This window comes from Nitrosospira sp. Nsp13, assembly GCF_900101945.1.
GTDB classification, from domain to species: Bacteria; Pseudomonadota; Gammaproteobacteria; order Burkholderiales; family Nitrosomonadaceae; genus Nitrosospira; species Nitrosospira multiformis_D.
This window is the reverse complement of the sequence record NZ_FMVD01000001.1, coordinates 55,397-79,770: the sequence shown is the minus strand read 5'-3', so window position 1 is coordinate 79,770 and position 24,374 is coordinate 55,397. Positions and strand designations below refer to the sequence as shown.

Here is a 24,374-nt window from a genome sequence, read left to right as displayed (position 1 = left end):
CATGAAACTCGAGGATTTTTTTAAGCCTATCGATTTTACTGGAGAAAGTATTCGCGCATGGGCTACAGTTATCGGAAACCCATCGGGGATATGTAAAGCCATTTTACAAGAACCCACCGATAGCCTTGACGCCGTATTACGAGCATTAAAGATTTGGTTTGTTGGAATATTTATAACAATAATCTTTGCGCAAGGTTCAGCATACCGGCTTTACGAAATTGATCCATTTAGCATAAATTTCTGCGCCAGTATAGGTCTAATCATGCTAATAGGGTTGTTAGTCATGGTCACTTCGGTTCACTTTGCGTTTCTGGTTTTTAGAGTTCGTGCTTCATTTCGTGACACTTTTATTAGTTTTCTCGTATTCACTTCTATCTTCTTTCCGCTCATCGGTATTTTTAGTACTCCCGTACTAATAGCCATTCTCGAGATTCTTAAGATTGTTAAAACTCCGGGTGTCGATTTATCCTTATGGCTAAACATTCTGGAAATGGCTGAAACTAACAATCCCAACTGGAGAATCTGGGGGTATCTCCAATTACTAACCTCATCGCTGCTTTCATATTTACTTGCTTGGCAAACGTCCCTAATCTTAGATTTCTTGTCAGAGCGCTGGGGTGTCGAAAGAATTCGTGTATTTAACGCTGGCACTTTTGGAATAACGTTAGGAGGCTTTTTCTCCTTTCTTGTAGCAATAATGTATCTATTCACGCTTTATACATTTATCGGAAAATAAATTTTCTCTGATTGCACCATAGACCTTAGCCCCGCGCCACAGCCACCAACATCTCCGCCATCGCTCTCCCCCGATCACATCCAGGGTGTCCTAAACCTTCAGCCTGATCTCACATTTCCACGTTTCAGGTTGACAGCAATTATCTTCTTGACCATCCGCTGCGCCTAAAACGCTAGTACCACGTCGTTTTGATTCCCCGTTAATCTCAGAACTGCTTTCGTATTTTGTTAGCCAACGCACTGAGAATATTCTGGGAAAGAGCAATAATGGAAATGAATAATCTAGATGAGGAGAACTAAAATGACTCTCGGAACCATTCTTGTGATCGTGCTGGTACTCGCGCTTGTCGGTGCAATTCCGGCATGGGGTTACAGCAGCGGCTGGGGTTATGGGCCCAGTGGGGGCCTCGGCCTTATTCTTTTAATAGTAATAATTCTGGCTCTGTTAGGTCACATATAGTTTGCTGAGCAATAATTCGCTGAAAGCGGCATTGCTTTCAGCGAAGGGGCTTGACCGCGTCTTTTCAAAATCGGTCGTCAAGTCGCCCATCGCTCTATTCCCGATTACATCCAGTATATCAGGCGCGCTCCCACAAATACTCAACATTAAAACAATGGGTTATTCACATGCCGTGTGCTAGTGTGCTCACGATTTCTTAGAAAATAATTCGAATTAATGCACCGGTGCAATGGCCCTAAAGGAGCCTAGTATGGATTCAGCTCATTTATTACTTGCAATTGAGCTTGCTGAAACTGATCCTCCCCTCGAAACCAAGGTAACGCTAGTTGTTAATGGACTTCTGATTTCAGGTTTTATTACCAGCGAAAACGAATACTTAATGCATCTTGCAAATGCGAAATATCTCGAAGGCCCACAAGAGAAAGACCAAGATTTGTTTGACCCCACTTTTATCCACCTTCGAGACGCTACGTACTACCAACCACGCGAAAATCCTATCCTACAGAATAGTGGCGGTTACTTTCGACTTCCGCTTACTGCAGTAATAGCATTCTCATTCGGCTACGAATTAAGGGAGACAGGCTGATAACTTCAACTTACCGCAGGATGCTCCCTCAGGATTGATCAATGCATGCTCCTCAAGCGCAATCGATATTTGCGCAATCGCCCTCCCCCCGATCACATCTAGCATGTCGTAAACTTTTCGCCTGAAAACCTGCCAATGACGGGTTTCGTAACCCCTAAGTTGAATATTGCGCGATCTGTACTAAACTATTTACTAATGTTTCGAATTACGCATTAGGGTCGCACATAAACTATAAAAAGGACTCCCATGAACCCTATCACACTCATACTTGCTGCCTATGTAGCGGCCACTTCAACCACAGCACTGTGTACTTTTCTCTCGGAAAAGAAACTTACCGCATCAGGTCCCAAAGACGCCTATACAGGACTGAAGCAATTCCTAGATAAGCTTACGGGGACAGTAGACTTTGTGTCAGTTAAGAGTGGTGTCTTTTGTTTCTGGCCGAAGGGAACTTATGGCGGTGTGACATACGATGGTGGGATTTCCACTAACATAATTCCAAATAGTGCGGATAATACATTCACGGTGGTTGATTACATGTTTATAAAAGGCGCGTGGAAAGAGGCTGAGCGCCACGAATATCCGGCATTGGAACTCCTCGACAAATTGAGGCGTAACCAAGGAACGGCTATTGGAATCCCTGTTTCGTTCCGACGCACCATGGCTGACTCGTCTATTCATCGACGTGTAGCATGCGGTATCACTCTTTCCGAAAGTGCCGACAAAAAGCCGGGGCAGTAACCACTTGCCTGCCAACCTAAGTATAGTGCCGCTCACAGCTAACTAATCCATGCTTCTCCAACTTTCTCGCCATCTCCTCCATCGCCCTACTCCCGATCACATCGAGCGTGTCATACACCCTTCTCCGGATTTCAATTACAACAGCATCTCTGCATTTCAAGTCATATCGAATAGCGCGGTATCCAATGTTTGCCCCAAAATAGCACAGTAGCAGCTTGTACGCACCGCGGCGACCATGACTACCAGTTCCCAGAGCTGTGAATATCGCATTCATCATGATGACAACCTGCTCCGGCTTCGTCATTCCGCCGAACCGAGCGGCAATGTATTCATGGGCGGCAGGATCTGCTAGCCGCTCGGCCATCCCAATTATTGCGGCGGCTTGCGCGTGCTGCTCATGAACGGATAGACCTGGCCTACCTGACCGCGCAACACCCAGCCGATGTGCTCAAAATGCGCTGGGATCATATCAAGGATGGCACGCTAAGGGTTCAGCAAGGCAAAACCAAATCCAAATCCAAATTGCAGATCGATATTGTCGGAGAACTTGCGGCACTTGTTGATCGGATCAAGTCCAGGGGCATCGTTGGCATGACATTGTTGTCAGATCCTAAAGGCCAGCAGCTCAAGCACTCTGGTTATTTCCGGAGTCAATTCAAGCTGGCACGCGACCGGGCAGAGAAGCGCGCCGCAGAGTCAGGCATAGAGTTCAATCGCTTTCAGTTTCGGGACCTGCGTGCAAAAAGCGCTTCGGATATGGAAAGCATGGCGAATGCCCGAAAGCTGCCGGGGCACTCTACCGAGTCGATGACTACCGAATACGTCCGTGCAAGGGTTGGGGAAAAGGTGTCACCAGTTTTACTGTCTGGCTATGCCAAGCGGGAAAACCGTAAGAATGGCGAAAAAAATTATTTGCCAATAATCTTATAAGTCACTGATTAATAATGGAGGCGGGGGTCGGAATCGAACCGGCGTCCACGGCTTTGCAGGCCGCTGCATGACCACTCTGCCACCCCGCCATTGTTGCGCAACCAGAATAGGTTGCATGACAATGCAATAGAAAATCAAAAAGGGAAAACGGATTCCAACAAAGGCTCACGTCTGTTTATACATGGCCTCTTGCGAAAGAATCCATTTTCCCTGCAAACTGGAGCGGGAAACGAGGCTCGAACTCGCGACCCCAACCTTGGCAAGGTTGTGCTCTACCACTGAGCTATTCCCGCAAAAAATAATGTTGGCATTATAAGGATGCTGGGTTCTTTGTCAAGGAAAGGACTTGTCAGCGCAGGCGCTAAACCTGATTTCAGCCATGTTTCAATGCCTGAGGAATCGCGACCTTCAGATAGTATCCCATCGACCACAGGGTTAATATGGCAGCCAAATAGATCAGCCACGTCCCTATTCTCTGCGGGTCGAAGCTTTCATTTATCTTGTCGTGATATAGCAACAGCGGAATAGCGATCATTTGCGACGCCGTTTTTAATTTCCCCAGGAAAGAAACCGCCATACTTTTGCCTTTGCCGATTTGAGCCATCCATTCCCGCAGGGCTGAAATGGTAATTTCGCGGCCAATGATAATGAAAGCAATAAGCGCATCAAGCCGGCTCAAATAGACCAGCACGATCAATGCCGCCGCCACCATCAGCTTATCCGCCACCGGATCAAGAAACGCGCCGAAAGCCGAGGTTTGATTAAGCACTCTCGCAAGGTAGCCATCCAGCCAGTCGGTGATGGCCGCGCCGGTAAAGATAATGGTAGCAATCAGGTTCTGGTCGGATTGAGATAACCATGAGGGTGGAAAATAGAAAATGCCCACAAACAGCGGAATCGCAAGGATGCGCATCCAGGTAAGCACATTTGGCAGGTTAAAAGGCATAAAGGTCAGGGTATGCCACTGAATCCACAGAGACTAAACCTGAATTCGGCGGTTGGCCACTCATTTTCAGATCAGCATCATGACTCGCAATATTTCTTTTTGTCACTTGACCTTCACGTTTTGAAGTAAATTCGCTACAACTACCGGATTTAGATTGAACGGGCAGTCTAAAAAGCGCCCAAATACGGGATGAGCAGGCAACCAGCGGGTTGCGATTCAATGCAATTCCTTGTAAACCTTCTCGGCCAGCGCACGGCTGATTCCTTCGGCCTGCTGCAATTCTTCGATACTGGCGGTGAGTACCCCTTTCAAGCCACCAAACCGTGCCAGCAGGCTTTGACGACGCTTGGCTCCGATACCCTCAATCTGTTCCAGGCTGGAACTGGTACGCGATTTGCCAAGTTTGGCGCGATGACCATAAATCGCAAAGCGATGGGCCTCGTCGCGAATCTGCTGGATCAGATGCAGCCCGGGATGATCCTTTGGTAATTGTAGCGGCTTTTGCAGCCCCGGGAAAATCAATTGTTCCAGGCCAGGTTTACGTTCTTCGCCTTTTGCCACGCCTAGCAGGTTCGCGTCGTTCAATCCAAGCTCAACCAACACTTCCTGCGCCACACCTACCTGCCCTTTGCCTCCGTCAATCAGAATCAGATCGGGAAGCCTACCCTCGCCTCCGGTAATTTTATGATAGCGCCGTGACAGAACGTCGCGCATGGCGGCATAGTCATCCCCCGGCGTGATGCCATTGATATTGTAGCGTCGATACTCGCTGCTGCGCATGGAGAAGTTGTCATAAACCACGCAGGATGCGATGGTGGCTTCACCTTGAGTGTGGCTGACGTCAAAACATTCGATGCGGCCAAGTCCCGGCATATCCAGGGCCTGTTGCAAGGCCTGCAGACGCTCCTCCTGGCTGGCCTGACGGCTCAGCATCTGTTCCAGCGCGAGACGTGCGTTTTCTGTCGCCATATCGAGCCACATACGCCGATCGCCGATGGGATTGGAATTAATGGCAACCTTATGGCCGGATTGTTCGGCGAGCAGTGTTTGCAGCACTTCCCGTTGAATTTTTTCACCAACGATAATGAGGTGTGGTGTACTTCGATTGAGATAATGCTGGGCCAGAAAAGCTTCCACTACCGAGGGTAGATCGTACCCTTCCGCATTTTGCGGAAAAAAACTCTTATCCCCCAGGTGCCGTCCTCCCCTGATCATGGCAAGATTGACACAAACTCGCCCGCTCCCGTTATTCTCTGTAACACAGGCAACCACGTCGGCATCAAGCGCCCTGCCACTGTCCACGAATTGTTTTTCGCGGATTTTTCTCAGTGACTGAATCTGGTCACGAAACAATGCAGCTTGCTCGTATTCCTGTGAATTGGCAGCTTCCTGCATCTTTTTCGTAATGCTCTCCAGCACTTCGGTTTGCTTGCCCTGCAAGAAAAGCGCGGCATCTCTTGCATCTTCCCGATAAGCTTCCTCGGTAACCAGATTCACGCAAGGTGCGCTGCAACGCTTGATTTGATAAAGCAGACAGGGTCGCGTGCGATTGCTGAAGACGCTATCTTCACAGGTGCGAATACGAAACACCTTTTGCAGAAGCTGAATGCTCTCCCGCACCATCCCCGCGTTGGGGAAAGGGCCAAAATAATGATGTTTTTTATCCAATCCCCCGCGATAGAATCCAAGCCGGGGAAAATGATGCCCGGTCAATACTACATAGGGATATGATTTATCATCCCGAAAAAGTATGTTGTATTTGGGCGTCAGCGTCTTGATTAAATTATTCTCAAGCAGCAACGCCTCCGCCTCTGAGCGGGTAACAGTGGTTTCAATCCCCGAGATTTGCGACACCATCAATTGGGTGCGGGGACCCAAGCCGGTTTTCTGAAAATAAGAGGAAACGCGTTTTTTTAGATCAATCGCTTTGCCGACATAAATTGCTTGCCCCGCCGCATTCATCATGCGGTAAACGCCCGGCTGCGAGGGCAAACTGGAGCAGAATGCCTTGGCATCGAAGGAAGACTCTGCCAGCAAAGCGATCAGGCCTCCTCGTCCAGCAAATTGCCTGCGATAGCCCAGTTTTCATTGGGCAGTTCATCGAAAGCGATATAAGTATAGGATTTCGGTTTATGGGCGATACGCTCCAGTGTCTCCGTAATCTCCTGCGCGATCTTTTTCTTCTGCTCGCGGCTGAGCGAGCCTGCAATACGAATATTTACATAGGGCATAAATAGTCTCCGTTTAATCTGAATCTGGTAGTTGAATTGCTATATCGATAGCCAAATCAGCGCAAATTTTTGCAAATACCTGCTCGAACATTTCAGTAGTCAGGCGCCGGGTCTGAGTATTGTAGCGGCTGCAATGATAGCTGTCATACAGCGTCAGGCCGCCGGATTTCGAGCCATTGTGTGCTGCATCATCGGCAATGAGGCCACCTTGCAACGCATGGACGGTGCCATGGCCGAAAGGATAATCCCTGACCTTGAGCCCCAATGCCATCAATCCCGCCTGATGGGCGATAGCACCGAGAGCAAGTAACGCAGTACCTCCGTCTTTTCTGAAATCGGCAATCTCAGCTGCCAGATACCGGTTGCATTGACGGATTTCGCCCGGCTCCGGCTTATTCTGCGGCGGCAAACATTTCACCGCATTGGTGATACGGCAATTCATAAGCTGTAAATTGTCATCTGCGGAAGCCGACCCCTCGTGGCTGGCAAAGCCAAATTTATGTAACGTCCGATATAACAGGATTCCCGCAAAATCACCGGTAAAAGGCCTGCCGGTACGGTTTGCGCCATGCATGCCAGGCGCCAGACCGATGACAAGCAGCTTGGGCGCGATGTCGCCAAAGGCTGGCACGGGACGCGCATGATAATCGGGATGGCAAACTTTCACTTCATCCAGAAAATTCGCCAACCGCTGACATTGACGGCAATCTGCCAAAAACGTGGATTGCATAGACTTCCCAATTGGCTTTTTATAGTAAAATGCGCGCTCTTTGATTCACTGGAAAAATAATGGCTAAAGTGCTTGCAACAGAAATCCGTGTCGGCAACCTGATCGAATGGGATAAACGCATCTGGCGTGTGCTGAAATGTTACCACGTCCATGTCGGGGGCCGCGGTGGAGCATTCATGCAGGTAGAGATGAAAGACATCGAGGCCGGTACCAAGACCAACCAGCGCATCCGTACCGAAGACAAAGTAGAACGTGCATTCGTCGAGCCACGTGACATGACGTATCTCTACCAGGAAGGTGATAATTATATCTTCATGGATAAGGAAAACTACGAACAATTAAACCTGTCGCAGGAGTTCCTCGAAAGTCAATATGAATACCTGTTACCGAACACCGACGTGCAAGTCAATTTTCACAACGAACGTGCCATCGGAGTACAACTTCCAGCCAGCGTCGTACTGACCATTACCGATACCGAACCCAATCTTAAAGGCGCCACAGCCACCAGTTCCTACAAACCTGCCACAATGGAGACGGGACTCGTTGTCATGGTGCCGGCCTTTGTCCTGCAAGGCGAAAAGATCAAGATCAATACTGACAGCGGTGAATATATCGAACGGATGTAACACGTTATTGGCAGAGCAGGCCTGATTCTGGAATGAATCGCCACCGGGACGATGGCTATCAGTTCTTGGCCAACTCTGCGGCCGCCAGCTCCGCCACCCTGAATTCGCTTGCGGGGGACTCTCCATCCTGGAGCCACCATGCCGCCGATAATCCTGCCCAGGCGAGTATCCATTGCAGCAATCGCTTACGTTCCAACCCTGCCGCTTCAGCCACCACTCCTACTTGTCGCGTCAGCCGTCCGGCAGCGCTTGCTGTTCTCCCATCGGGGTTGCAGAATAGATTTGCATAATCAAAACCGCGTTCCCCGATAAGGCGTTTTGGGTCAATCACCAGCCAGCCTCGTGAGCCGAAGTCGAGAATATTTTCATGATGCACGTCGCCATGCAGCACCACAACTTCCCGTGGCGTTTCCAATAATTCACGTGCGGTGGCTGCGCAGACGGTCAGTATGCCTCCATGCTGCGCTGCGGCGAGTGCCAAATCCTCGAACCATCGGGTTAATGGGATAAGATCGAAAGGAGGCCGGTCTATCCGCCGATGGAGAGCGGCTATCGCCGCACAGATAATCCGGCTCGCTTCATCGTCACGGCCATTTCTCGCAAACTCGGCAAGTGAAAGATTGTTCTCCGCACGTTCCATGAGCAGCGCCGCATCTTCATGAGCCAGCACCCGGGCAGCGCCTCGTCCAGCCCACCAGGACATCAGGAGACCCCCGAATTTTTCCTCGGCTTCAAGCGCTATCTTGAGCATCGCTGGAGTAGCGCCTTGGCGTACCGGCAGAAGCTGGCTACTGTGGGTGATGATGGGATCACCATCGGGCGTAAGATTCCACCGGCCGAGATAGTCATCAAACTTGAAGAATCCCTGAATAAGCCGCTCCATGCAGCATTTGTTGGAAAAATCGGGATGAGTCTTGCCAGCGTTTAAAAGCTTAGCTGAGTACGGAAAGAAATTACGGAGAGGGTGTCCTTCCGATCTGGAGTGCCGGCACCAGCATTGCCGATTACAGCGTCGGTAAGATAGTAATTCAGCATGAAGCGCAAGCCTTCCCGAACATACCAGTTGGTACCCAGCGTAATGACCTGGACCTGGCATTTTGAAGTACCGGTGCGGCAAGGGTCCGCGGTCAGGCTCTGATTTAAATTCTCCGCCAGGTCGTAACGTATGGCAAGTTCGAGTGCGCCCCACTTGCTGATCGGTTTTGGCTTGCCAAAGGCCCCCCGCTCTTTCCTGTAAATCGATCTTTCGCCGGTCACAAACCAGCTGGCTTGCACATAGTATGCCTGTACCGTGGAATCCTTCTGCGCCCCGCCTACTACATGCGTGTTGTCAAGCCTTGAATTCGCGTATTCTCCTTGCAGGGTCACCGGTCCGAGGGAGTATGCCGCTTCCGCTTCGAAAGTGAATTGCTTGTTATCGCCTGATGAGCCTATACCGGCGCCTGCGATACCCAAGGATTTACTGATTCCGCGGCGTCCGCCATAAACATCGACGACCTTCGCGGCAAGCGACTCGGAGCTCGCATCATCCACGCTGTAAGAGAACCCAAAGTGGAGAGTATTGCCCTCCTCTGCAAAAGGTACCCAAAAGAGGCGGCCACCATAGCTTGACCCTGCAATCGGCATACCGGTATGCGCCAGGCTCATGATATCCACACCATAGCCAAATTTATTTGCATAGAGGCCCTTGTAACCCACGCCCATCATCCACTGCCTCCCGGTATAGATACCGGTCGATGTGGTGGAAGGACGCTCCATCATGGTAATCTCATTTGAGCTTGCCAGTTCCTCCATGCCGCGATAAGGCTTGAACTGGCCGATTGTGAGCTGACCTGGACCGAGCTTGGCCCCAACCCAAGCTTCACGGAGACTGCCAGGAAAAGTACCGGCAGCGAAATCGTTCTGGAATTTAAAACTCAGGTCATAGTATCTGACCGTCACATCGGTATAGCCGCGGCGGAAGTTGAAACCGCCGTCCGGATGGCTGTCGGGTACTTGGCTACCGAAAGGAGGGTAGCCAGGGTTTGCCTTGTCATCATTGAATGAATGCACGTCGAGATGGGCGCGGGCACCAAAGACCATTTCAAAATTACCATCGTTGGATTTGATCTTGGGGCCGCCTTTGGTTTCAATGGTAAATGCATAAACTGCAGTCATGTTGATACCCATGAGCAAAGTCAAAACGCAGTATTTCAGAATATTAAGCGTCGAGCCGGCTGACAAATTAATTTTATTCCGTAATTGATTTCTACGCATTGAATCCGTGGCCAACCGGAAACAATCCGAATCCCTATGATGATGAGTTCCGGCCGCTCATCCCATCCGTGTGCTAGCGCACTGAACAGACAGAAGCACTACCGTATTATCGCTGTCACAGCGATGTCGCTGGATTAAAAAAAGGATAATCATGAAATTCTCTTCAATTTTATCAGCAAAATCATTGGTATTGACCGGTGCATTGATTTTTGCCACAGCCGGGATCGTGCAAGCGCAGGGTTATGATCAAGGCGGTACGACACAGAAGCCCTATGATTCCCCGTCATCAGGTACCTCTGGCGGGGATTCAGGCTACGGCACAAAACGTGACGATCAAAAGAGCGGTTATGGGACTGATCGGCGCTCCACGGATAATTCCAGGTATAGCACCGATGGTACTGAAAGATATGACGATAATAAGGACGACAGCGCGGGAACGGACGGTACAGGTCCCAGGCTCAAAGGCCATTATTAGTCTAACTGGTACTACCCGCTACGGGGCGCAGGAAGCAAAATCTCTCCGCCGCCCCGCTCGATCTGTTATCTCCAGACGGTTCTATCTTGCAAAGCTGCGATTGCATCCGGAGCGCAAGAAAAGTTAGTGCGGCCATGATCATCAATCAATTGTCATCGGCAACGGTGTCAATAGCTGCATCCAGGAGATAGCGGCAGCTCAATGGCAGAATGGTTAACAGAGTATCCATGCTTCACGAAGACTTTCCCACGACGACGTTTTCGCCGAAATATCGTTTTGGGCATGCTCAGTGTGCTACCGAACTGAAGAGTTGGAAAACACTGCGTAATCTTTTCAACACAGCAATATCGCTGGATAAATATAAGGAATAGCCATGAAACATTTTTCTATATCGGCAAATCGTTCGCTGGCACTTGCATTGGCGCTGGGCGCTACCCTTAGCATCGGCACGGCTGGCGTGGCACATGCGCAGTACGGCACATCGGAGCAGAGCGGCTCCACAGGGCAGAGCGGCTCAGCCGCAAAAAGTGGTCCCGCCAGTTCTAAAGAGGGTATGGATACCGGGTATGTCGACCAAAAGAAACGGGTGGAGCGAGGCCAAGATCCCGCATCACCAAGCAAAGACCCCCATGTGCCGGAATTCTCCCGGGATAAGGAAGGCAAGCCGATCAAGGATCCGAAGTATGAGCAAGGAGGACCTATCGGACCAAACTAGATCACGATTACTGAAACCCGGCTATTCACTGCCGGTTTCAGACACCATTACGGCAGCGATTGGCTGAACAGACCATGGTAATGCATGATGGCGGAAGCAAAACATACAAAAATGTTGATATACGCTTTACTGATGGGATTGGCTTTACTCATCAATACATCCGCTTCCGCGCAAAACAGTAATGAGAGCCGCGCCATTAATATCACCGTCGGCAGCACCCACGGCGGCGTGGATAACGCGGCCGTGCAATTGGTTCGGAAAACAGTCGGCAGGGCCGTGGGTGCTAATATTATCAATATATACTATGTATATTATCCCAGGGTGGGAGGCCCTGCCTCAATGGAAGCCGGATTGTCCGCATGCGTGGAAGCGGCTTTCGATACAACAGCGGAGAAATTCAACGATCTGATCAAGCAATTGCGTTCCATCCATCCCCGTGCAGGAACCTTTCTCAATGTGGAGTTAACTGGACGCTGCAAGGAAATGGAACCGAGCGAGCCATTCAATTGTGGGGGCGTGTTGGGCGCGATATGCTCTGATGCACAGTATTGCAAAATTGGTACCGGGCAATGCAAGATTGCCGAGGCACAAGGAACTTGCAAAATTATCCCTACGATTTGCACTCACGAATACAAACCCGTTTGCGGTTGTGACGGAGAGACCTATGGAAACGAATGCGAAGCCGCGCGCGTTGGTGTTTCCGTCGATCATTACGGAAAATGCAAGATACCGGAAGAGTTGGCGCGGTAACAGACCCAATGACAATGAGGAAAACCGGCGATTCACAGGGATCAGGACGCCGGATGGCTCTCCTCTGAATCAGAGCACCGCGAACCATTCTTCCACCGCCGCGCAGTGAATCTTCCCGGCCACCTGGTACAGCATGTGGCGCTGATCCAGTATCTGTTCCAGTCGTACCCCAACAAATCATCCAAAACCGCTGTATTCTTGCTCCCTAGCTTCATCGGAATTCACCAGGAATCAGGGCTAACAGTCTTAATTCTGGTCATTCCATGCCCTCTTTGTATACCCTCAACTCAATATTTATAAGCGTTGTGAAGGCCTTTCAGGAGCGGCTAGAGAGCTTAACTTCCCCCAATATGCTGCGATTAACCTACATGGCGCGCAATATGGATTTAACTGAAAAAAACAAGATTTCTCTTGACATTCCGGAGTAATCCACATTCGTAACAAAAATCACACCATAGCACTGGTCAAACCCGCATGGATCTTGGGTTGTCACATAGGTATCTGTTTATATTGAAATATTTATGAAGTTCAAAAAATGATCAGGTAAGAAAATATTGTTACAGAAGGGTAACTTACTCCCCGTGTTCATAGGTTATCAACAAACTTATCCACAGCAATTGTGAACAATAAAATAACAGCCGAAAGCTTAAAATTTTTCCGCCTAACTGACCAATGGGATTAAGCGAATGAGCCAGTCAGCCTTAGAGATTGCCTTAGGGCCTGTTCTTGCGAAACACATTGCCAAGAAAACGGCATACAAAAAAGTGAGGATCGTAGCTCGATCTGCGATGCCATGAACCGCGAGGTAGGCTAATCGATTTCCCCCTGACAGGGGAACCAACACCATTGTCTGATGGACTAATATAATTATGCGTTGTGAACATTGACCCAATCCCCCAAATTACCCTGTTAAGTTCGGTAGCGCACAGTTCTTTTTTATAATCGGATTATTCTCTACAAACCTCTGGATGGAGTTCGCTACATACGGAAAGCGGGATTCTTTGTAAGTTTTTTCTTTTGCTTTAAAAGGAGGAAAAAAGTGAATAAGTATCATGATGACGCACTCACGACCTCTTCTTCTGCTCTGCTTGATCACGGCGCGGAAGTCTTTACGAAAAAAATGTTTCGACATTCTCAATCAAAGACTCGGGAATGCTGGAGTGATATAGACAAGAATCAGCTGGAGAAAAAAACGTTTACGATCAGACCAAGGGTCCGCAGGGTCGAGTTTAACCAGGGCTAGTCCGGAACCGCACGATTCATTATCCGCGACACCCGGCCGCGCAAAATGCGCGGAAATGCCCATTAATAGTAAGTCGATGGCGACGTAAGAAAAGCGCCCCATAAATCCTACACCGCCAATATCGGTACCAAGATGTAAGGAAGTATTTCCTCTGATCTTATTGGAATCAGCCGGAAATTTCGCGTCACATGACTATTCTTGGCTATTCTTGAATGGCCAGGGGTCGCTTCTATCCAGATCCTTGCTAAACGCCGCCCCCTGTCTTACAAGGAGGTTAGATCCAGTCGCTATAAACCCCAACGAGCTTCCAGGTAAGGTCGGGCAATTTCCAGAAATTCATAGTCAATATCGTCGGACTCAGCTACACCCGTATAAGGGAAGTATCCACATCCTCATCCGGCTTCCCTCCGCACCGACTCGGCATATCTGCAAGATTGCTTAGGCCGGAGCCCAGCATATGAATCGCTCGCAACCCGGTTGGATAGTTGAACTTTGACTATCGCGGATGCGTGCAAGGAAATGTGTCAAATTTATTACGGCACATGATTCGGGGTTATTTTTTTATAGTTTGTAGCCCGTCTGATGTTATCGCAACTTGGTCTACATCTTTCAGGAGAAAAACGAGATGACTAATTGTAACCTGCCACAGCACGAAAATCATACTCATCCACACGGGCCGCGGTGCGGCCATACGGGTATCGTGCATGATGATCATGTCGATTATCTGCATGACGGACATTTGCATCACCAGCACGGGGATCACACTGATGAACATGTAATTGGAGTAACAAGTGACAATCCGGAAAATTGCACGCCCGAACACCTTTGTGCTGGCCATTCGCAGACCCATACACATGGCCCCGGTTGCGGCCACGAAGCGGTGCCGCACGGCGATCATATCGACTATCTGGTCGATGGGCATCTCCATCACCCGCACGATGAGCACTGCGATGATCACGGACCAGTGACACTTGCCTGATCTCTAAAGAATTGCTGCAACAAAACATTGTCAGTTTAGATGGCAGGTATTGTTACGGCCGGGCCTTTGCTGGCCCCTAATCCCTCCGTGTATGACGACGCATGAATTTACCCGATTATATTCCTTCGTCATTATTATTACCCAGAAATAGAACGCATCACTGATTCCCCGCAATCATGCGGCGCCGACTCCCACAGCCAGCGGCGCCCGTTCTCCATCCTGTACTTCAGTCCAATAAAAAGCTGAGGCTTGATGTACTTCAGTCCAATTGTGACAGAAATACCGATAAGCCATAGTAACGCATCATTTACCGGTTCTCCAAGCATTTGCTGACAAAGGAAACGGAATTGATAATATCGTTATACAACAATGCCTTATTTGAAGTATGAAATTATCGGGAGAACCAGAATGATAAGAAAACTTGCGGCTATTATCGGCATCATGTTTATTGCGCCTGCTCAAGCAACACCTTTGGATACGGCCAGCTGGGCTCACTGGACATCATCAGCGAACGGCAACTTTACCCAGGGATCGAACACCATCAATGTCACCTACACTGGAAATACGTTTGGAGTAGATTATGGTTCATATATCTATAATGTTCCGACCTCATTTACCAGTGCCGAGGTGACAAATACTCCAGAAACAAATGGAACGCTCCTGATGACCGGTGGCACAAACGAAATAAACGGTTTTCATTTTTCTCAGGCGGTGGTTGATCCCATCATAAGCCTTTTTAGCGTCGGACAATCAGGCTTACCCGTCACGTTCAATTTTCTGAACGATGCGACATTCAGCATAGTAAGCCAGGGGGCAGGTAATTGGGGGGGTGGTTTACTCACCCAGAGCGGCAGTTCCATTACCGGCTGGGAGGGTAATGGACTGCTCAAGTTTATCGGAACTTATACCGACATCCTTTTCACAATTCCTAATTATGAGTATTTTTATGGCGCCACTGTCGGTGCGATAGATGCCATTCCTCCCGCAAGTGTTGTTCCTGAGCCCGCCACATATACGTTGATCTTGGGAGGCATAGGATTAATGGGCTGGACGGCTCATCGAAGAAAGCAAGGCGTCAGTCTAAGGATGCTGGACAGCCACAAGAATGCGCCATCTTTTTTGTAAACCTCTGAATAAAACATTGAGATTGCGACCAAAACGAACCCGCGAGGATCTATTCAGAGTTTTTCTTTATTCTCATTTGCACTCATGCTGAGTAAAATACCTTGAAATCAGTCTGAGGAGTAGAATTGACAGAGGCAGCCGCCGATCAAGACACCGTCGTGCTCGTGCATGGGCTGTGGATGCATGGCTGGGTGATGAGATTAATGGGAATGCGGCTACAGCGCTGCGGCTTTCATCCTGTCTTTTTTTCCTATCCTTCCATGCGCAACTCGCTGTCGCAAAACGCGTTATTGCTATCAAATTTTGTTGCAAATATTGCCGCGCCGCGCGTACATTTTATCGGCCATAGCCTGGGTGGTCTTTTGGTACTGCAAATGCTTGCAGAATATCCTCAGCAACGAGTTGGCCGCGTTATTCTGGCGGGGAGTCCTTATAGCGGCAGTCGCGTGGCGAGGAAGCTTTCACGAATCGCACCGGGACGATATATTCTCGGACGCAGCATGCCGCAGTGGTTGAGCCAGGAGATTCCCGAGCGGAATGACCAATGCGAACTCGGAGTGATCGCGGGCCGCAAGGGTATCGGCGGCGGCAGGTTGATATCCCGGTTACCGCATCCCAATGACGGTGTGGTGGCGGTTGAAGAAACGAAAATGCCGGGCACAAGCGACGAGATAGTGCTCAACGTGAGTCATTCGGGAATGCTTCTATCCGCCGCATTGGTTCGTCAGGCATGCTCATTTTTACGAGTCGGCCATTTTTTACGTAAACCGGAATTGTCACTCTGAACTTTTGATTGACCTTTGTTTTCCGTCCATTCTTCAGCGAATTTCCAAATAACGCCATGACGTATAAATCTTGAGCTTCTCTTTTGGTGAGCTTGTTGTAAATACTTTCAACCGGCAGGCTTAGGATTATGGCTTTGAGAATTTCGTGCGCGTTAACGCTTAATATTGCCGTAGGTCTTGCCGTTGTGCTGGGAGGTTGTGCCAATCTCGGCTATTACGCGCAAGCGGTGGATGGTCATCTTGATATCCGGCACCGCACGCGGCCCATTAGTGCGATTATCACCGATCCCGGCACTAACGAGGCATTGAAACGCTCCCTCACCACGGTAGTCAGGCTGCGCGAGTTTGCAATCGGTGAACTCAAACTCCCGGATAATCAGAGTTTTACGACTTACGCTGACATTGGGCGCCCCTATGCAATCTGGAATGTATCCGCTGCCCCGGAGCTTTCCCTGGAGCTTGAGAAATGGTGTTTCGTGGCGGCAGGGTGTGTTAGCTATCGCGGCTTTTTCTCAAAAATTGAAGCGGAACGCTTTGCGGAAGGACTCAGAACAAAGGGCTATGACGTAACGGTCGGCGGAGTCCGTGCCTACTCCACGCTAGGCTGGTTCAAAGAACCTATACTCAATACCTTCCTGGGCTACTCCGATACTGAACTCGCCCAGCTGATATTCCACGAGCTTGCACATCAGGTGGTGTATGTGCGCGATGACAGTACTTTTAATGAATCCTTTGCAACCGCGGTCGAACTGGAAGGCATAGGCCGCTGGCTGAGCGATAACGGGACAAGTGAACAGCGAGCGGCATTTGAGGCGACACAAAAAAGGAAGGCCGCTTCTGCCGAAATAATGCTGGACTATCGCAAAAGACTGGAAGCACTTTTTGCCTCAGACATGAGTACGGCGGAGAAACGCATAGCCAAGGCAGGCATTTATGCCGAGCTACGCGAAAAGCTCTCCGGGTTGCAGGCCACTAAAACCGTATCCAGCAACTATGGCCGATGGCTGGCGCAACATCTCAACAATGCGTATCTCGCATCGATCTCAACCTATACGCGCCTGGTGCCTGCATTCCAGGCGCTTCTGGTGCAGCAGAATGGGAACATGGGCCAGTTTTATGAGATGGTAAAAGAAATAAGTCATTTACCGGAGCCGGAACGGGCTTTGCTACTGCATCAGGTGGAGTCAGGTAGCCAGACCACCGCCACTTCAGCCCCGTAAAATCGAAACGTCGTTAAGTACTCGTAATCAATGCTGGGTGAAAGAGTTCTATTTCGTAGATATGACGGCCTTGTTGTGGCGGTGAATAGGCGGTATAGCCTGAAATGACAGAGGGCTCCAGGTAACCGGTGATTTGTTCAAGATCCGACAGCCGCAACCCCTGCCGGACAAGATAAGCGATATAGCTATGCCGGATGGCTTCGGCGGTAATTCCCTGGGAATCAGGCAGGCCTGAATCCACCGCCGCGCAAACCAAAGCGGCAGAGAGATCGATACGCAATCCCGGATCATCCCAATTCCACGCAGGTTGACCGTCCGATTGCTCAAATAATGATTTAAGCGCCCCACATATGGGAATGACTCTTGGCGTCTTTCCGATAACCGAGATAGTTGCCGCCTGCAGATCAATCTGACCGGGTTGCAAAGCAGCGGCTTCATCAACGCTCAGCCCGCTGAGTAAAAGACTGATCAGTTGCTTCGCCTTCAGATTTGAAGCATTGAGCAAAACTCTGAGCTGATGACTGGAAAGTTCCCTGGATGAAGGACTCATCAGGGCGTTGTTTGCTTTATGATCTAATGGGATAGACTCGGTCTGGGGGTAATTAGCCAATTCCCGGCCAGGGGGAGAATAGCTATGTATTCCAAAAACCGCTATCGGCGATGGTTGTTCTTCCTTCTTCTGCGTTAAATACTCAAAAACCCAGACACTAAAAAGACTCAGTAAAAAAGAACCCGCTATCGCTATCAGGGCATCTCGGCCATAGTCCGGCCTCACCGGATTTCTGGATTCGTATGCCCGGCTAATCACAGTTACCTGCGGGTATTTTTCTTTTTGCCCGGTTCTGACCTGTACCAGTCGCTCCTGTGTTTCACGGTGGAGCTTTTCCAAACTTTCCAGATCGGTTTTCAATGCATCATGCTTTGCGAATTTCGTGGTGAAAGCCGATGCCTGATGCTTGTGTTCATTCAGTTGACTGCGAATTTCCCGTGCAGTCTGTTGTGCGGCGGCATAAACCACTTCCGCATCGGCCAGAACCACGTCTCTGCCTTCCTGGTGCTTACTTTTGATTGTCGTTTCCAGTTGCTCGATTTGCTCCGGAATAAATTTAAATTCGGGATGCAGATTGATATACTCACGGGTATATCTCTTATCCAGATCCGCCAACTTCTCGCGTAAATTTTGCAAGCGCAATTGGAGCTCGGTCACACTGCCCTTCTCCTCATTCGGGACGACAGTCTTCCCCCGGGAAATGGCCGATTTTATAGCGTCCACATTTGCCCTGGCCTTGACTTCCTCTTCGCTGGCCTTGTTGAGCGAGTCGGTCAGGCCTTTAAGGCGAGCCAATGCTTCATTTTCCTCCCGTCCGGTCGAGGAAATATCATGAGTAGTTCTGAAAGCCTCCAGTTCCGTCCGGGCAAAATCAACTTTATCAGACAGGCCCTTCAATTCGTCTTCAAGAATGCGTGTCGTATCGCTTGTCAGTCGTTTGACTTCCTCATTTCGTGCATCAAGATATACATCTATCCAAGTGTTGATGAGGATCGGCAAGAATTTTGAATCGGAATCTTCCGCCTGTATTTCAACGAGATTGGTTTCGGAGACGGGTTCGACATGAAGTAGCGTCTGTATATCGGATGTCGTAAGGTGAAGCAGAGATTTATTGGCTGCTTTAAGCCGCGACAAGGTTTCCGCGATCAGTTCATGCCCCAGTAAGACTTGCCTTTGAATAGCAACATGCTGAATATCCGGATCGCCGCTTTCCCGGTCAATTGCGGTCATAGCCGAGGTTAGCAGCGTCGCGCTGCTGCGGTAAATGGCGGGACGGCTATAGTCATAAACCAGGCCGATAGTGGCACTGATTAAAAAGACAACACTGAAAATGCCGAATCTGCGCGATCGATACCAGGGCTTTCCATTCGTGCTTGCAAACGAATAGAGACCCTGAGGTGTGTGCGTATCGCCTCTGTTTTTCATAGCCCGCTCAAACATACGTACTTGATATCCAGGAATAATTCGATAACTCAATCATCAATAATGATAAGCTAATCTATTTGCAACAGGTGGCCTGGCATGGAGGTTCTGTATTTTTATACAATGCATAACTTCAGCACTCTTTGTCCACTACGTCCGGCGGGAAATCCCAGCTTCGTAATCACGCTTTACAGCTTGAGTGGATCACGGCAATGAAATGCCACACCAAGAAAAACTTCTGTGCGGTGCCACACAAACAATAACGGCAGATCCAGCGACAATGTACATACGATTTGAAAATAAACTGATTTTTCATATTCCTGTAAAGGTTTTGCTTTAAGGTAGCCACCGTAAGACCCCGCCCCTTAAGGTAGGTGAATACATTTCTGAATAGGTCCTTTGGAGCGTTATTTGACCACCTTCCGAAAAGCCACCATCAACCGCCTCGTGCGCACAGTACCAGGAGATTTTTTGCGTTTGAATAGTTTATATCCGCCAGTCCGCCAACTCTTCTCTGGTGAAATCGCTACGGAATCGCGCACCATAATTGCCCTTTTCTGCTCGTTTGCGTTTAATTAAGGATCAAGAGAATGAAAGTAAATCCCGATCAAGAAACACCTTGCGTCACTGTGGTCCCGTTCGACTGCAGGTCAGCGGCTTTCAGGCAGAAAATGCTTAGCCATTATCAAGCAAATGGCCGGAAATCCGGAACGAATATTGAAGAAATTACAGGAAAGAAAAAAAACGACTCGGTGATATTGTTGAAGAAAATCGCCTGACTGCACCTTGCACGAATCTTGCATCATCGTATGACAATCGTTATGCTTCTATCAGAAGGCTGTTTATAATTCCTTAATCCATTGTAAGCCCTGCCGTTGACCGCTCATTTGTCGGTCTAGCACTATGAATGGTAGAGAATGTGTGTGCCATGCGACTCTTACCTTTTGAGTGAGCCCACTAGCGGCGGATATCTGCTTTTTGCGGCGCATGCCCGCGTTGTTCGCAACGCAGTACCCTGTACCCTCAAAAACCGCGCACTTCACCTCGTCCAACTACCGAATTCGGGGTCATTTGGTATCATAATCTTGGAAGGCTAATGAGCCGCTATCCGTCCCTATCCGCCATCATGCCCGCAATTTTCGTGGGGCATGGCAATCCCATGAATGCGCTTTCCAACAACGCCTATACCGCGGCATGGTCGGCTTTGGGTGCCTCGCTTCCCAGACCCAAAGCGATCCTTTGCATATCGGCACACTGGTATGTGCGACAAACAGCCATCACGGCAATGGCAAAACCACGGACCATCCATGACTTTGGTGGATTTCCTCCAGAACTTCACCGGGCTCAGTATCCCGCGCCAGGCTCCCCCCTGCTTGCCGCGGAAGTGGCCGACCTGCTCATGCCGGCCGTGGCCACGATGGATACTGGCTGGGGTCTGGATCATGGGACCTGGTCCGTCCTCATGCACATTTTCCCCAATGCCGACATTCCAGTCGTTCAACTGAGTATCGATGAAACACAGGAAGCAATCTGGCATTACGATATCGCCCGGCGCCTGGCACCATTGCGCGAGGCGGGAGTACTTATTCTGGGCAGCGGAAATATCGTGCATAATCTCCACGCTTATTCATGGGGAAATCACAAGGTTAAACCGTACGATTGGGCGCTTCGATTCGAAAATGTAGTACGGAAGGCGTTAAGCTCAAGTAACTCGGATGATTTCCAGTCGCTTATCGAATATGACAAACTGGGGGAGGATGCAAAACTGTCCGTTCCCACGCCGGATCATTATTTGCCGCTGCTCTACGTTCTAGCGCAGCGGCAAAAAGGGGAAGAAACAAGTTTTCCGGTGGAAGGATTCGACGGAGGCTCAATTTCCATGCTGGCGGTGAAAGTCGGCTGAAAAGGCGGATAGAGTATCTTCTTCCAACTACCGGATTTAGGTTAAAGGCTTCCATAATGGCGAGCTGCCACTTTACCGTGTTGACTGGCGCGCTCGCGTATTGCGTCTTCATACTCCGCAAATACGTCGTGCTTCGCTGTCTCTTTTCCCGTCTCCCGCATTGCCTCCAGCAGTGCACGTGCGCCCAGTTGCGCAGATTCGATCGCCAGCTCGATTCCCATGCCGCTGAGGGGATCAGGCGCATAAGCCGCGTCGCCGACAGCAATCCAGTCATTCCCGGCCGCCTTGCTGAATGCCCGCGCGCCAGCCATGCGCCCGGTTATGCGCAGGTTAAGCTTGGCGTCCGGGCCGCCGAGCAGGGGAGCAAGCAGGCGCGTGCAGCGAAGCTCTCCAAGAAAAAATTCCCGCAAGGAGGCTCGCCGCCGTTTGATCTCATCACGACTGGTGCAAAAGCCGGCAAAATGACCACCATCCCCGGTGGGCAACGCATACCACCAGCCGTTATCCCCGGCCTCGATGTAGAGTGCATGATCTGGCACACCGGAGAGCGGGCTTAATGGCGCCATCAGCGCAATCTGTGATGATTCACTCAGCGGTGGCGGATCGAAAAAGTGCGCCGCCGCGCGGCCTGTCGCAAGAACCAGAAAACGGGCACATACCGGATCGCATTCAGCTTCCCCCGAACGTAGCGAGAGCTGCCATTGGTCATTGCCGCGTTCAATATCAGCGACTTTGGTGGCGCCAATTACTGACACGCCCGCCGCCTCCGCCAGATCGCGCAACGCCTGGTCGAAAAGCGTACGCTCCACCGCGACACCGGGGCCCCATGGATTAAACATCGCGCTCAATGTAACCGGTTCGGGCGTGCCCCACAGCGATATTGTTTCATGGACTTCCACACCCCCTGCTCCGAAGATATCCTGCCGGAAAAAACCAGGGCAATACCGTTCAATCATACGACGTGCACGACCGGACACGAGCTCAATACCGCCTGTGCTGTAGCCATCCCAATGCACCAGGCTTACACGCGCACCGCCGTGCGCAAGCGTAAGCGCACATATTCCACCCGCCGGCCCGCCTCCCGCGACAACGACATCAATGTTCTGGCTACTCCCGGACATGATCAGATAATAATGAGTGAGTTAATCAGTAAGTAAACCGTAGGCTACCCTATCCCGAGATATCGTTAGCACGCTGGCAAATAGCTTATTCTCTACTAATGTGATCTCATACGAAAGAAACTTGATATGGCGGTTTGCATTTGATAAAAACCAGGCATCCATGACCAACCCAGAGACCGGCCCAGATACCCAGCAATGGCAGGCATTGCTTGAATACCACGAACGCAGCAAGCACCATCTCTATCGATACGCGCCCGGCCCCGGCGCGCTCGATTGGGCAAATCAGCCAAATCCATTCCGGGAATTCCGCGATGCGCCGCGGGTTAAGCTTCCTTTGGCGGCGGATACCCTCGGCACACGATACAACGACATACGCCGCGGCCAACTTCCCCCACCAAGCGCTTTTAATGTAAACAACCTTGCAATTCTTTTCGAACTCTCGCTAGGTCTCTCGGCATGGAAGCTGCAGGACGGCAACAGATGGGCGCTGCGTTGCAACCCCTCGAGCGGAAACCTGCATCCTACGGAAGGCTATATGCTATGCCCGTCCCTGGTAGGTTTGCTGGCAGGTGTCTATCACTATTTGAGCCGCGATCACATGCTTGAACAACGTACCGTGGTCACTGATCCGCGATGGGGTGAGGTGTTTGCGGGTCGTGGCATCCTGATTGGCCTGACCTCAATTCACTGGCGTGAAGCATGGAAATATGGCATGCGTGCCTGGCGGTACTGCCAGCATGACTGCGGTCATGCCATTGCCGCGGTGAGCTACGCAGCGGCGGCCCTTGGATGGCAAACCCGGCTGGTTTTTTCAGCGGCGGACGATGAGGTAGCCACTTTGCTGGGACTGCACCACCACAAGGATATCAGGTCTGCCGCCGCATCTGCTGAACAGGAAGCAGCCGATGTTCTGCTCTGGGTCGGTGATGCCGATATGCAGCCTGATCTAGGGCATCTACTGCAAGCCCTGCCGAAAAGCCAGGATCGCGCCGAGTGGTATGGACGCGCAAATCTTTTGAGCGGAGCCCATGTGCCATGGCCGGATATCGATTCGATTCATCATGTAACCCATAAGCCTCATACTTCCTATGTGCATGAGTCGCATGGACCTGTCCAGCTCTACCCTGCCTGCAAAACCGATCCTGCCGCTGACCTGAGCTTTTCCCGGATTGCGCGGCAACGCCGTAGCGCGACATCCTTCGACAGCACTACGCACATTCCCGCGTCGGTTTTTTTTGATATGCTGGAGTGTCTGATGGCAAGCCGCTCCGCACCACCATGGAATTCGCTGGCCTCATCCCAGGTCATGGTGCATCCTGTCTTTTTGATACACCGGGTGGCTGGCCTCAAACCGGGACTATATATATTCCTGCGGGATCCGGCGATTCTACAGGACATGAAGCGAGCCATGCGTGCCGACTGGCTGTGGCAGAAGACCGGCCCGGACCATCTGTCATTATATCTGCTGCTCGCTCATGATCTGCGCGACGTGGCAAAGTTGATCTGCTGTCACCAGCACATTGCCGCCGACTCCTGCTTTGCGCTGGGAATGCTTGCACCGGTCTCAATCGCCGCAAATGAACCATGGCGCTACCGTCACTTTTTCTGGGAGTGCGGAATACTCGGTCAAGTGCTATATCTCGAAGCCGAAGCGGCCGGCATACGCGCTACCGGTATTGGTTGTTTTTTCGATGATGAAATGCACGCGCTGCTTGGAATCAAAAACCACTCCTGGCAGAGCTTGTATCACTTCACTGTGGGCGGCCCAATTGAAGACCCTCGCCTGACAACCCTGCCCCCCTATGATGCACGGGACTGACCGCCGCATCCCGGCCTCGGATGCTT

At 50.4% G+C, this 24,374-nt stretch carries 24 protein-coding genes and 2 tRNA genes; 16 read left to right on the top strand and 10 right to left on the bottom strand.

The features are described 5' to 3' along the window. Position 1: 1 nt before the first annotated feature. The 5 genes from BLO43_RS00345 (at position 2) to BLO43_RS00320 (ending at position 3,452) form a co-directional block, all read left to right on the top strand. Positions 2 to 736, top strand: coding sequence for a hypothetical protein (locus BLO43_RS00345; protein WP_090904978.1), 735 nt, complete (start codon positions 2 to 4; stop codon positions 734 to 736). Between the two features lie 300 nt (positions 737 to 1,036). Next, the gene (locus BLO43_RS00340) at positions 1,037 to 1,195 is read left to right on the top strand and encodes a DUF3309 family protein (RefSeq protein ID WP_090904976.1); all 159 of its coding nucleotides are present in this window, start codon (positions 1,037 to 1,039) and stop codon (positions 1,193 to 1,195) included. A 250-nt stretch (positions 1,196 to 1,445) separates the two neighbouring features. Continuing rightward, complete coding sequence (locus BLO43_RS00335) at positions 1,446 to 1,781, top strand: hypothetical protein (RefSeq protein ID WP_090904975.1); 336 nt, start codon at positions 1,446 to 1,448, stop codon at positions 1,779 to 1,781. Between the two features lie 246 nt (positions 1,782 to 2,027). Next, positions 2,028 to 2,522: a hypothetical protein gene (locus BLO43_RS00330; protein WP_090904973.1), complete on the top strand. Its 495-nt coding sequence runs from the start codon at positions 2,028 to 2,030 to the stop codon at positions 2,520 to 2,522. Between the two features lie 372 nt (positions 2,523 to 2,894). Further along, positions 2,895 to 3,452, top strand: coding sequence for a tyrosine-type recombinase/integrase (locus BLO43_RS00320; RefSeq protein WP_175443800.1), 558 nt, complete (start codon positions 2,895 to 2,897; stop codon positions 3,450 to 3,452). Positions 3,453 to 3,467: 15 nt separating this feature from the next. Here BLO43_RS00320 and BLO43_RS00315 read toward each other — a convergent pair. From BLO43_RS00315 to BLO43_RS00290, 6 genes are all read right to left on the bottom strand, one after another. Next, positions 3,468 to 3,541 (bottom strand) — tRNA-Cys (locus BLO43_RS00315). A gap of 129 nt (positions 3,542 to 3,670) precedes the next feature. After that, a tRNA-Gly gene (locus BLO43_RS00310) sits at positions 3,671 to 3,745 on the bottom strand. A gap of 80 nt (positions 3,746 to 3,825) precedes the next feature. Continuing rightward, a complete protein-coding gene (gene pgsA / locus BLO43_RS00305) occupies positions 3,826 to 4,398 on the bottom strand; it encodes a CDP-diacylglycerol--glycerol-3-phosphate 3-phosphatidyltransferase (RefSeq protein ID WP_090904966.1) in 573 nt (190 codons plus the stop codon). A 216-nt stretch (positions 4,399 to 4,614) separates the two neighbouring features. Beyond that, positions 4,615 to 6,432 (bottom strand): excinuclease ABC subunit UvrC, encoded by a 1,818-nt coding sequence (gene uvrC / locus BLO43_RS00300; protein ID WP_090905809.1) that lies wholly within the window; start codon positions 6,430 to 6,432, stop codon positions 4,615 to 4,617. Positions 6,433 to 6,440: 8 nt separating this feature from the next. Continuing rightward, positions 6,441 to 6,629 (bottom strand): tautomerase family protein, encoded by a 189-nt coding sequence (locus BLO43_RS00295; protein WP_074631943.1) that lies wholly within the window; start codon positions 6,627 to 6,629, stop codon positions 6,441 to 6,443. A 13-nt stretch (positions 6,630 to 6,642) separates the two neighbouring features. Further along, the gene (locus BLO43_RS00290) at positions 6,643 to 7,359 is read right to left on the bottom strand and encodes a uracil-DNA glycosylase (protein WP_090904964.1); all 717 of its coding nucleotides are present in this window, start codon (positions 7,357 to 7,359) and stop codon (positions 6,643 to 6,645) included. A 59-nt stretch (positions 7,360 to 7,418) separates the two neighbouring features. On the opposite strand from BLO43_RS00290, the gene efp reads away from it, so the two are divergent. After that, entirely contained in the window at positions 7,419 to 7,985 is a 567-nt protein-coding gene (gene efp / locus BLO43_RS00285) for an elongation factor P (protein WP_074631941.1), read from the top strand. A gap of 58 nt (positions 7,986 to 8,043) precedes the next feature. Here efp and BLO43_RS00280 read toward each other — a convergent pair whose 3' ends face one another. Together BLO43_RS00280 and BLO43_RS00275 are read right to left on the bottom strand one after the other, a co-directional pair. Next, a complete protein-coding gene (locus BLO43_RS00280; RefSeq protein WP_090904962.1) occupies positions 8,044 to 8,868 on the bottom strand; it encodes an aminoglycoside phosphotransferase family protein in 825 nt (274 codons plus the stop codon). A gap of 41 nt (positions 8,869 to 8,909) precedes the next feature. Next, positions 8,910 to 10,142, bottom strand: coding sequence for an OprO/OprP family phosphate-selective porin (locus BLO43_RS00275; RefSeq protein WP_254773248.1), 1,233 nt, complete (start codon positions 10,140 to 10,142; stop codon positions 8,910 to 8,912). A 250-nt stretch (positions 10,143 to 10,392) separates the two neighbouring features. Between BLO43_RS00275 and BLO43_RS00270 the strand changes: the two genes are divergently transcribed. The 7 genes from BLO43_RS00270 to BLO43_RS00235 all read left to right on the top strand — a co-directional run bounded on the left by BLO43_RS00270 (position 10,393) and on the right by BLO43_RS00235 (position 17,533). Further along, a complete protein-coding gene (locus BLO43_RS00270) occupies positions 10,393 to 10,716 on the top strand; it encodes a hypothetical protein (RefSeq protein WP_074631939.1) in 324 nt (107 codons plus the stop codon). Between the two features lie 373 nt (positions 10,717 to 11,089). Further along, positions 11,090 to 11,431, top strand: a complete 342-nt coding sequence (locus tag BLO43_RS00265) for a hypothetical protein (RefSeq protein WP_090904960.1) — start codon at positions 11,090 to 11,092, stop codon at positions 11,429 to 11,431. 84 nt (positions 11,432 to 11,515) lie between these two features. Continuing rightward, the gene (locus tag BLO43_RS00260) at positions 11,516 to 12,181 is read left to right on the top strand and encodes a Kazal-type serine protease inhibitor family protein (RefSeq protein ID WP_217628000.1); all 666 of its coding nucleotides are present in this window, start codon (positions 11,516 to 11,518) and stop codon (positions 12,179 to 12,181) included. Positions 12,182 to 14,049: 1,868 nt separating this feature from the next. Continuing rightward, entirely contained in the window at positions 14,050 to 14,403 is a 354-nt protein-coding gene (locus tag BLO43_RS00250) for a hypothetical protein (protein WP_090904956.1), read from the top strand. 408 nt (positions 14,404 to 14,811) lie between these two features. After that, complete coding sequence (locus BLO43_RS00245) at positions 14,812 to 15,528, top strand: PEP-CTERM sorting domain-containing protein (protein ID WP_175443799.1); 717 nt, start codon at positions 14,812 to 14,814, stop codon at positions 15,526 to 15,528. 125 nt (positions 15,529 to 15,653) lie between these two features. Beyond that, positions 15,654 to 16,313: a lipase family alpha/beta hydrolase gene (locus tag BLO43_RS00240; protein WP_090904952.1), complete on the top strand. Its 660-nt coding sequence runs from the start codon at positions 15,654 to 15,656 to the stop codon at positions 16,311 to 16,313. 128 nt (positions 16,314 to 16,441) lie between these two features. Next, on the top strand, positions 16,442 to 17,533 hold the full coding sequence (locus BLO43_RS00235) for an aminopeptidase (RefSeq protein WP_254773247.1): 1,092 nt from the start codon (positions 16,442 to 16,444) through the stop codon (positions 17,531 to 17,533). A gap of 13 nt (positions 17,534 to 17,546) precedes the next feature. Here the strand turns inward: BLO43_RS00235 and BLO43_RS00230 are convergent, their stop codons facing one another. Next, the gene (locus BLO43_RS00230; protein ID WP_254773246.1) at positions 17,547 to 19,508 is read right to left on the bottom strand and encodes a GumC family protein; all 1,962 of its coding nucleotides are present in this window, start codon (positions 19,506 to 19,508) and stop codon (positions 17,547 to 17,549) included. A 587-nt stretch (positions 19,509 to 20,095) separates the two neighbouring features. Here BLO43_RS00230 and BLO43_RS00225 point away from each other — a divergent pair. Together BLO43_RS00225 and ygiD are read left to right on the top strand one after the other, a co-directional pair. Beyond that, a complete protein-coding gene (locus tag BLO43_RS00225) occupies positions 20,096 to 20,284 on the top strand; it encodes a hypothetical protein (RefSeq protein ID WP_074631931.1) in 189 nt (62 codons plus the stop codon). 317 nt (positions 20,285 to 20,601) lie between these two features. Further along, positions 20,602 to 21,408: a 4,5-DOPA-extradiol-dioxygenase gene (gene ygiD / locus BLO43_RS00220; protein WP_254773245.1), complete on the top strand. Its 807-nt coding sequence runs from the start codon at positions 20,602 to 20,604 to the stop codon at positions 21,406 to 21,408. 41 nt (positions 21,409 to 21,449) lie between these two features. Here the strand turns inward: ygiD and BLO43_RS00215 are convergent, their stop codons facing one another. Further along, the gene (locus BLO43_RS00215; RefSeq protein ID WP_090904948.1) at positions 21,450 to 22,529 is read right to left on the bottom strand and encodes an NAD(P)/FAD-dependent oxidoreductase; all 1,080 of its coding nucleotides are present in this window, start codon (positions 22,527 to 22,529) and stop codon (positions 21,450 to 21,452) included. Positions 22,530 to 22,689: 160 nt separating this feature from the next. Here BLO43_RS00215 and BLO43_RS00210 point away from each other — a divergent pair, with 160 nt between their 5' ends. Beyond that, entirely contained in the window at positions 22,690 to 24,348 is a 1,659-nt protein-coding gene (locus tag BLO43_RS00210; protein WP_090904946.1) for a SagB/ThcOx family dehydrogenase, read from the top strand. Positions 24,349 to 24,374: the final 26 nt, after the last annotated feature.

Excerpts from the sequence above, each read along its gene's own strand:
- BLO43_RS00345 (WP_090904978.1), top strand. The coding sequence starts at position 2 with ATGAAACTCGAGGATTTTTTTAAGCCTATCGATTTTACTGGAGAAAGT.
- BLO43_RS00340 (WP_090904976.1), top strand. The coding sequence starts at position 1,037 with ATGACTCTCGGAACCATTCTTGTGATCGTGCTGGTACTCGCGCTTGTC.
- BLO43_RS00335 (WP_090904975.1), top strand. The coding sequence starts at position 1,446 with ATGGATTCAGCTCATTTATTACTTGCAATTGAGCTTGCTGAAACTGAT.
- BLO43_RS00330 (WP_090904973.1), top strand. The coding sequence starts at position 2,028 with ATGAACCCTATCACACTCATACTTGCTGCCTATGTAGCGGCCACTTCA.
- pgsA (WP_090904966.1), bottom strand. The coding sequence starts at position 4,398 with ATGCCTTTTAACCTGCCAAATGTGCTTACCTGGATGCGCATCCTTGCG.
- BLO43_RS00295 (WP_074631943.1), bottom strand. The coding sequence starts at position 6,629 with ATGCCCTATGTAAATATTCGTATTGCAGGCTCGCTCAGCCGCGAGCAG.
- BLO43_RS00290 (WP_090904964.1), bottom strand. The coding sequence starts at position 7,359 with ATGCAATCCACGTTTTTGGCAGATTGCCGTCAATGTCAGCGGTTGGCG.
- efp (WP_074631941.1), top strand. The coding sequence starts at position 7,419 with ATGGCTAAAGTGCTTGCAACAGAAATCCGTGTCGGCAACCTGATCGAA.
- BLO43_RS00280 (WP_090904962.1), bottom strand. The coding sequence starts at position 8,868 with ATGGAGCGGCTTATTCAGGGATTCTTCAAGTTTGATGACTATCTCGGC.
- BLO43_RS00275 (WP_254773248.1), bottom strand. The coding sequence starts at position 10,142 with ATGACTGCAGTTTATGCATTTACCATTGAAACCAAAGGCGGCCCCAAG.
- BLO43_RS00270 (WP_074631939.1), top strand. The coding sequence starts at position 10,393 with ATGAAATTCTCTTCAATTTTATCAGCAAAATCATTGGTATTGACCGGT.
- BLO43_RS00265 (WP_090904960.1), top strand. The coding sequence starts at position 11,090 with ATGAAACATTTTTCTATATCGGCAAATCGTTCGCTGGCACTTGCATTG.
- BLO43_RS00260 (WP_217628000.1), top strand. The coding sequence starts at position 11,516 with ATGATGGCGGAAGCAAAACATACAAAAATGTTGATATACGCTTTACTG.
- BLO43_RS00250 (WP_090904956.1), top strand. The coding sequence starts at position 14,050 with ATGACTAATTGTAACCTGCCACAGCACGAAAATCATACTCATCCACAC.
- BLO43_RS00245 (WP_175443799.1), top strand. The coding sequence starts at position 14,812 with ATGATAAGAAAACTTGCGGCTATTATCGGCATCATGTTTATTGCGCCT.
- BLO43_RS00235 (WP_254773247.1), top strand. The coding sequence starts at position 16,442 with ATGGCTTTGAGAATTTCGTGCGCGTTAACGCTTAATATTGCCGTAGGT.
- BLO43_RS00230 (WP_254773246.1), bottom strand. The coding sequence starts at position 19,508 with ATGAAAAACAGAGGCGATACGCACACACCTCAGGGTCTCTATTCGTTT.
- BLO43_RS00225 (WP_074631931.1), top strand. The coding sequence starts at position 20,096 with ATGAAAGTAAATCCCGATCAAGAAACACCTTGCGTCACTGTGGTCCCG.
- ygiD (WP_254773245.1), top strand. The coding sequence starts at position 20,602 with ATGAGCCGCTATCCGTCCCTATCCGCCATCATGCCCGCAATTTTCGTG.
- BLO43_RS00215 (WP_090904948.1), bottom strand. The coding sequence starts at position 22,529 with ATGTCCGGGAGTAGCCAGAACATTGATGTCGTTGTCGCGGGAGGCGGG.
- BLO43_RS00210 (WP_090904946.1), top strand. The coding sequence starts at position 22,690 with ATGACCAACCCAGAGACCGGCCCAGATACCCAGCAATGGCAGGCATTG.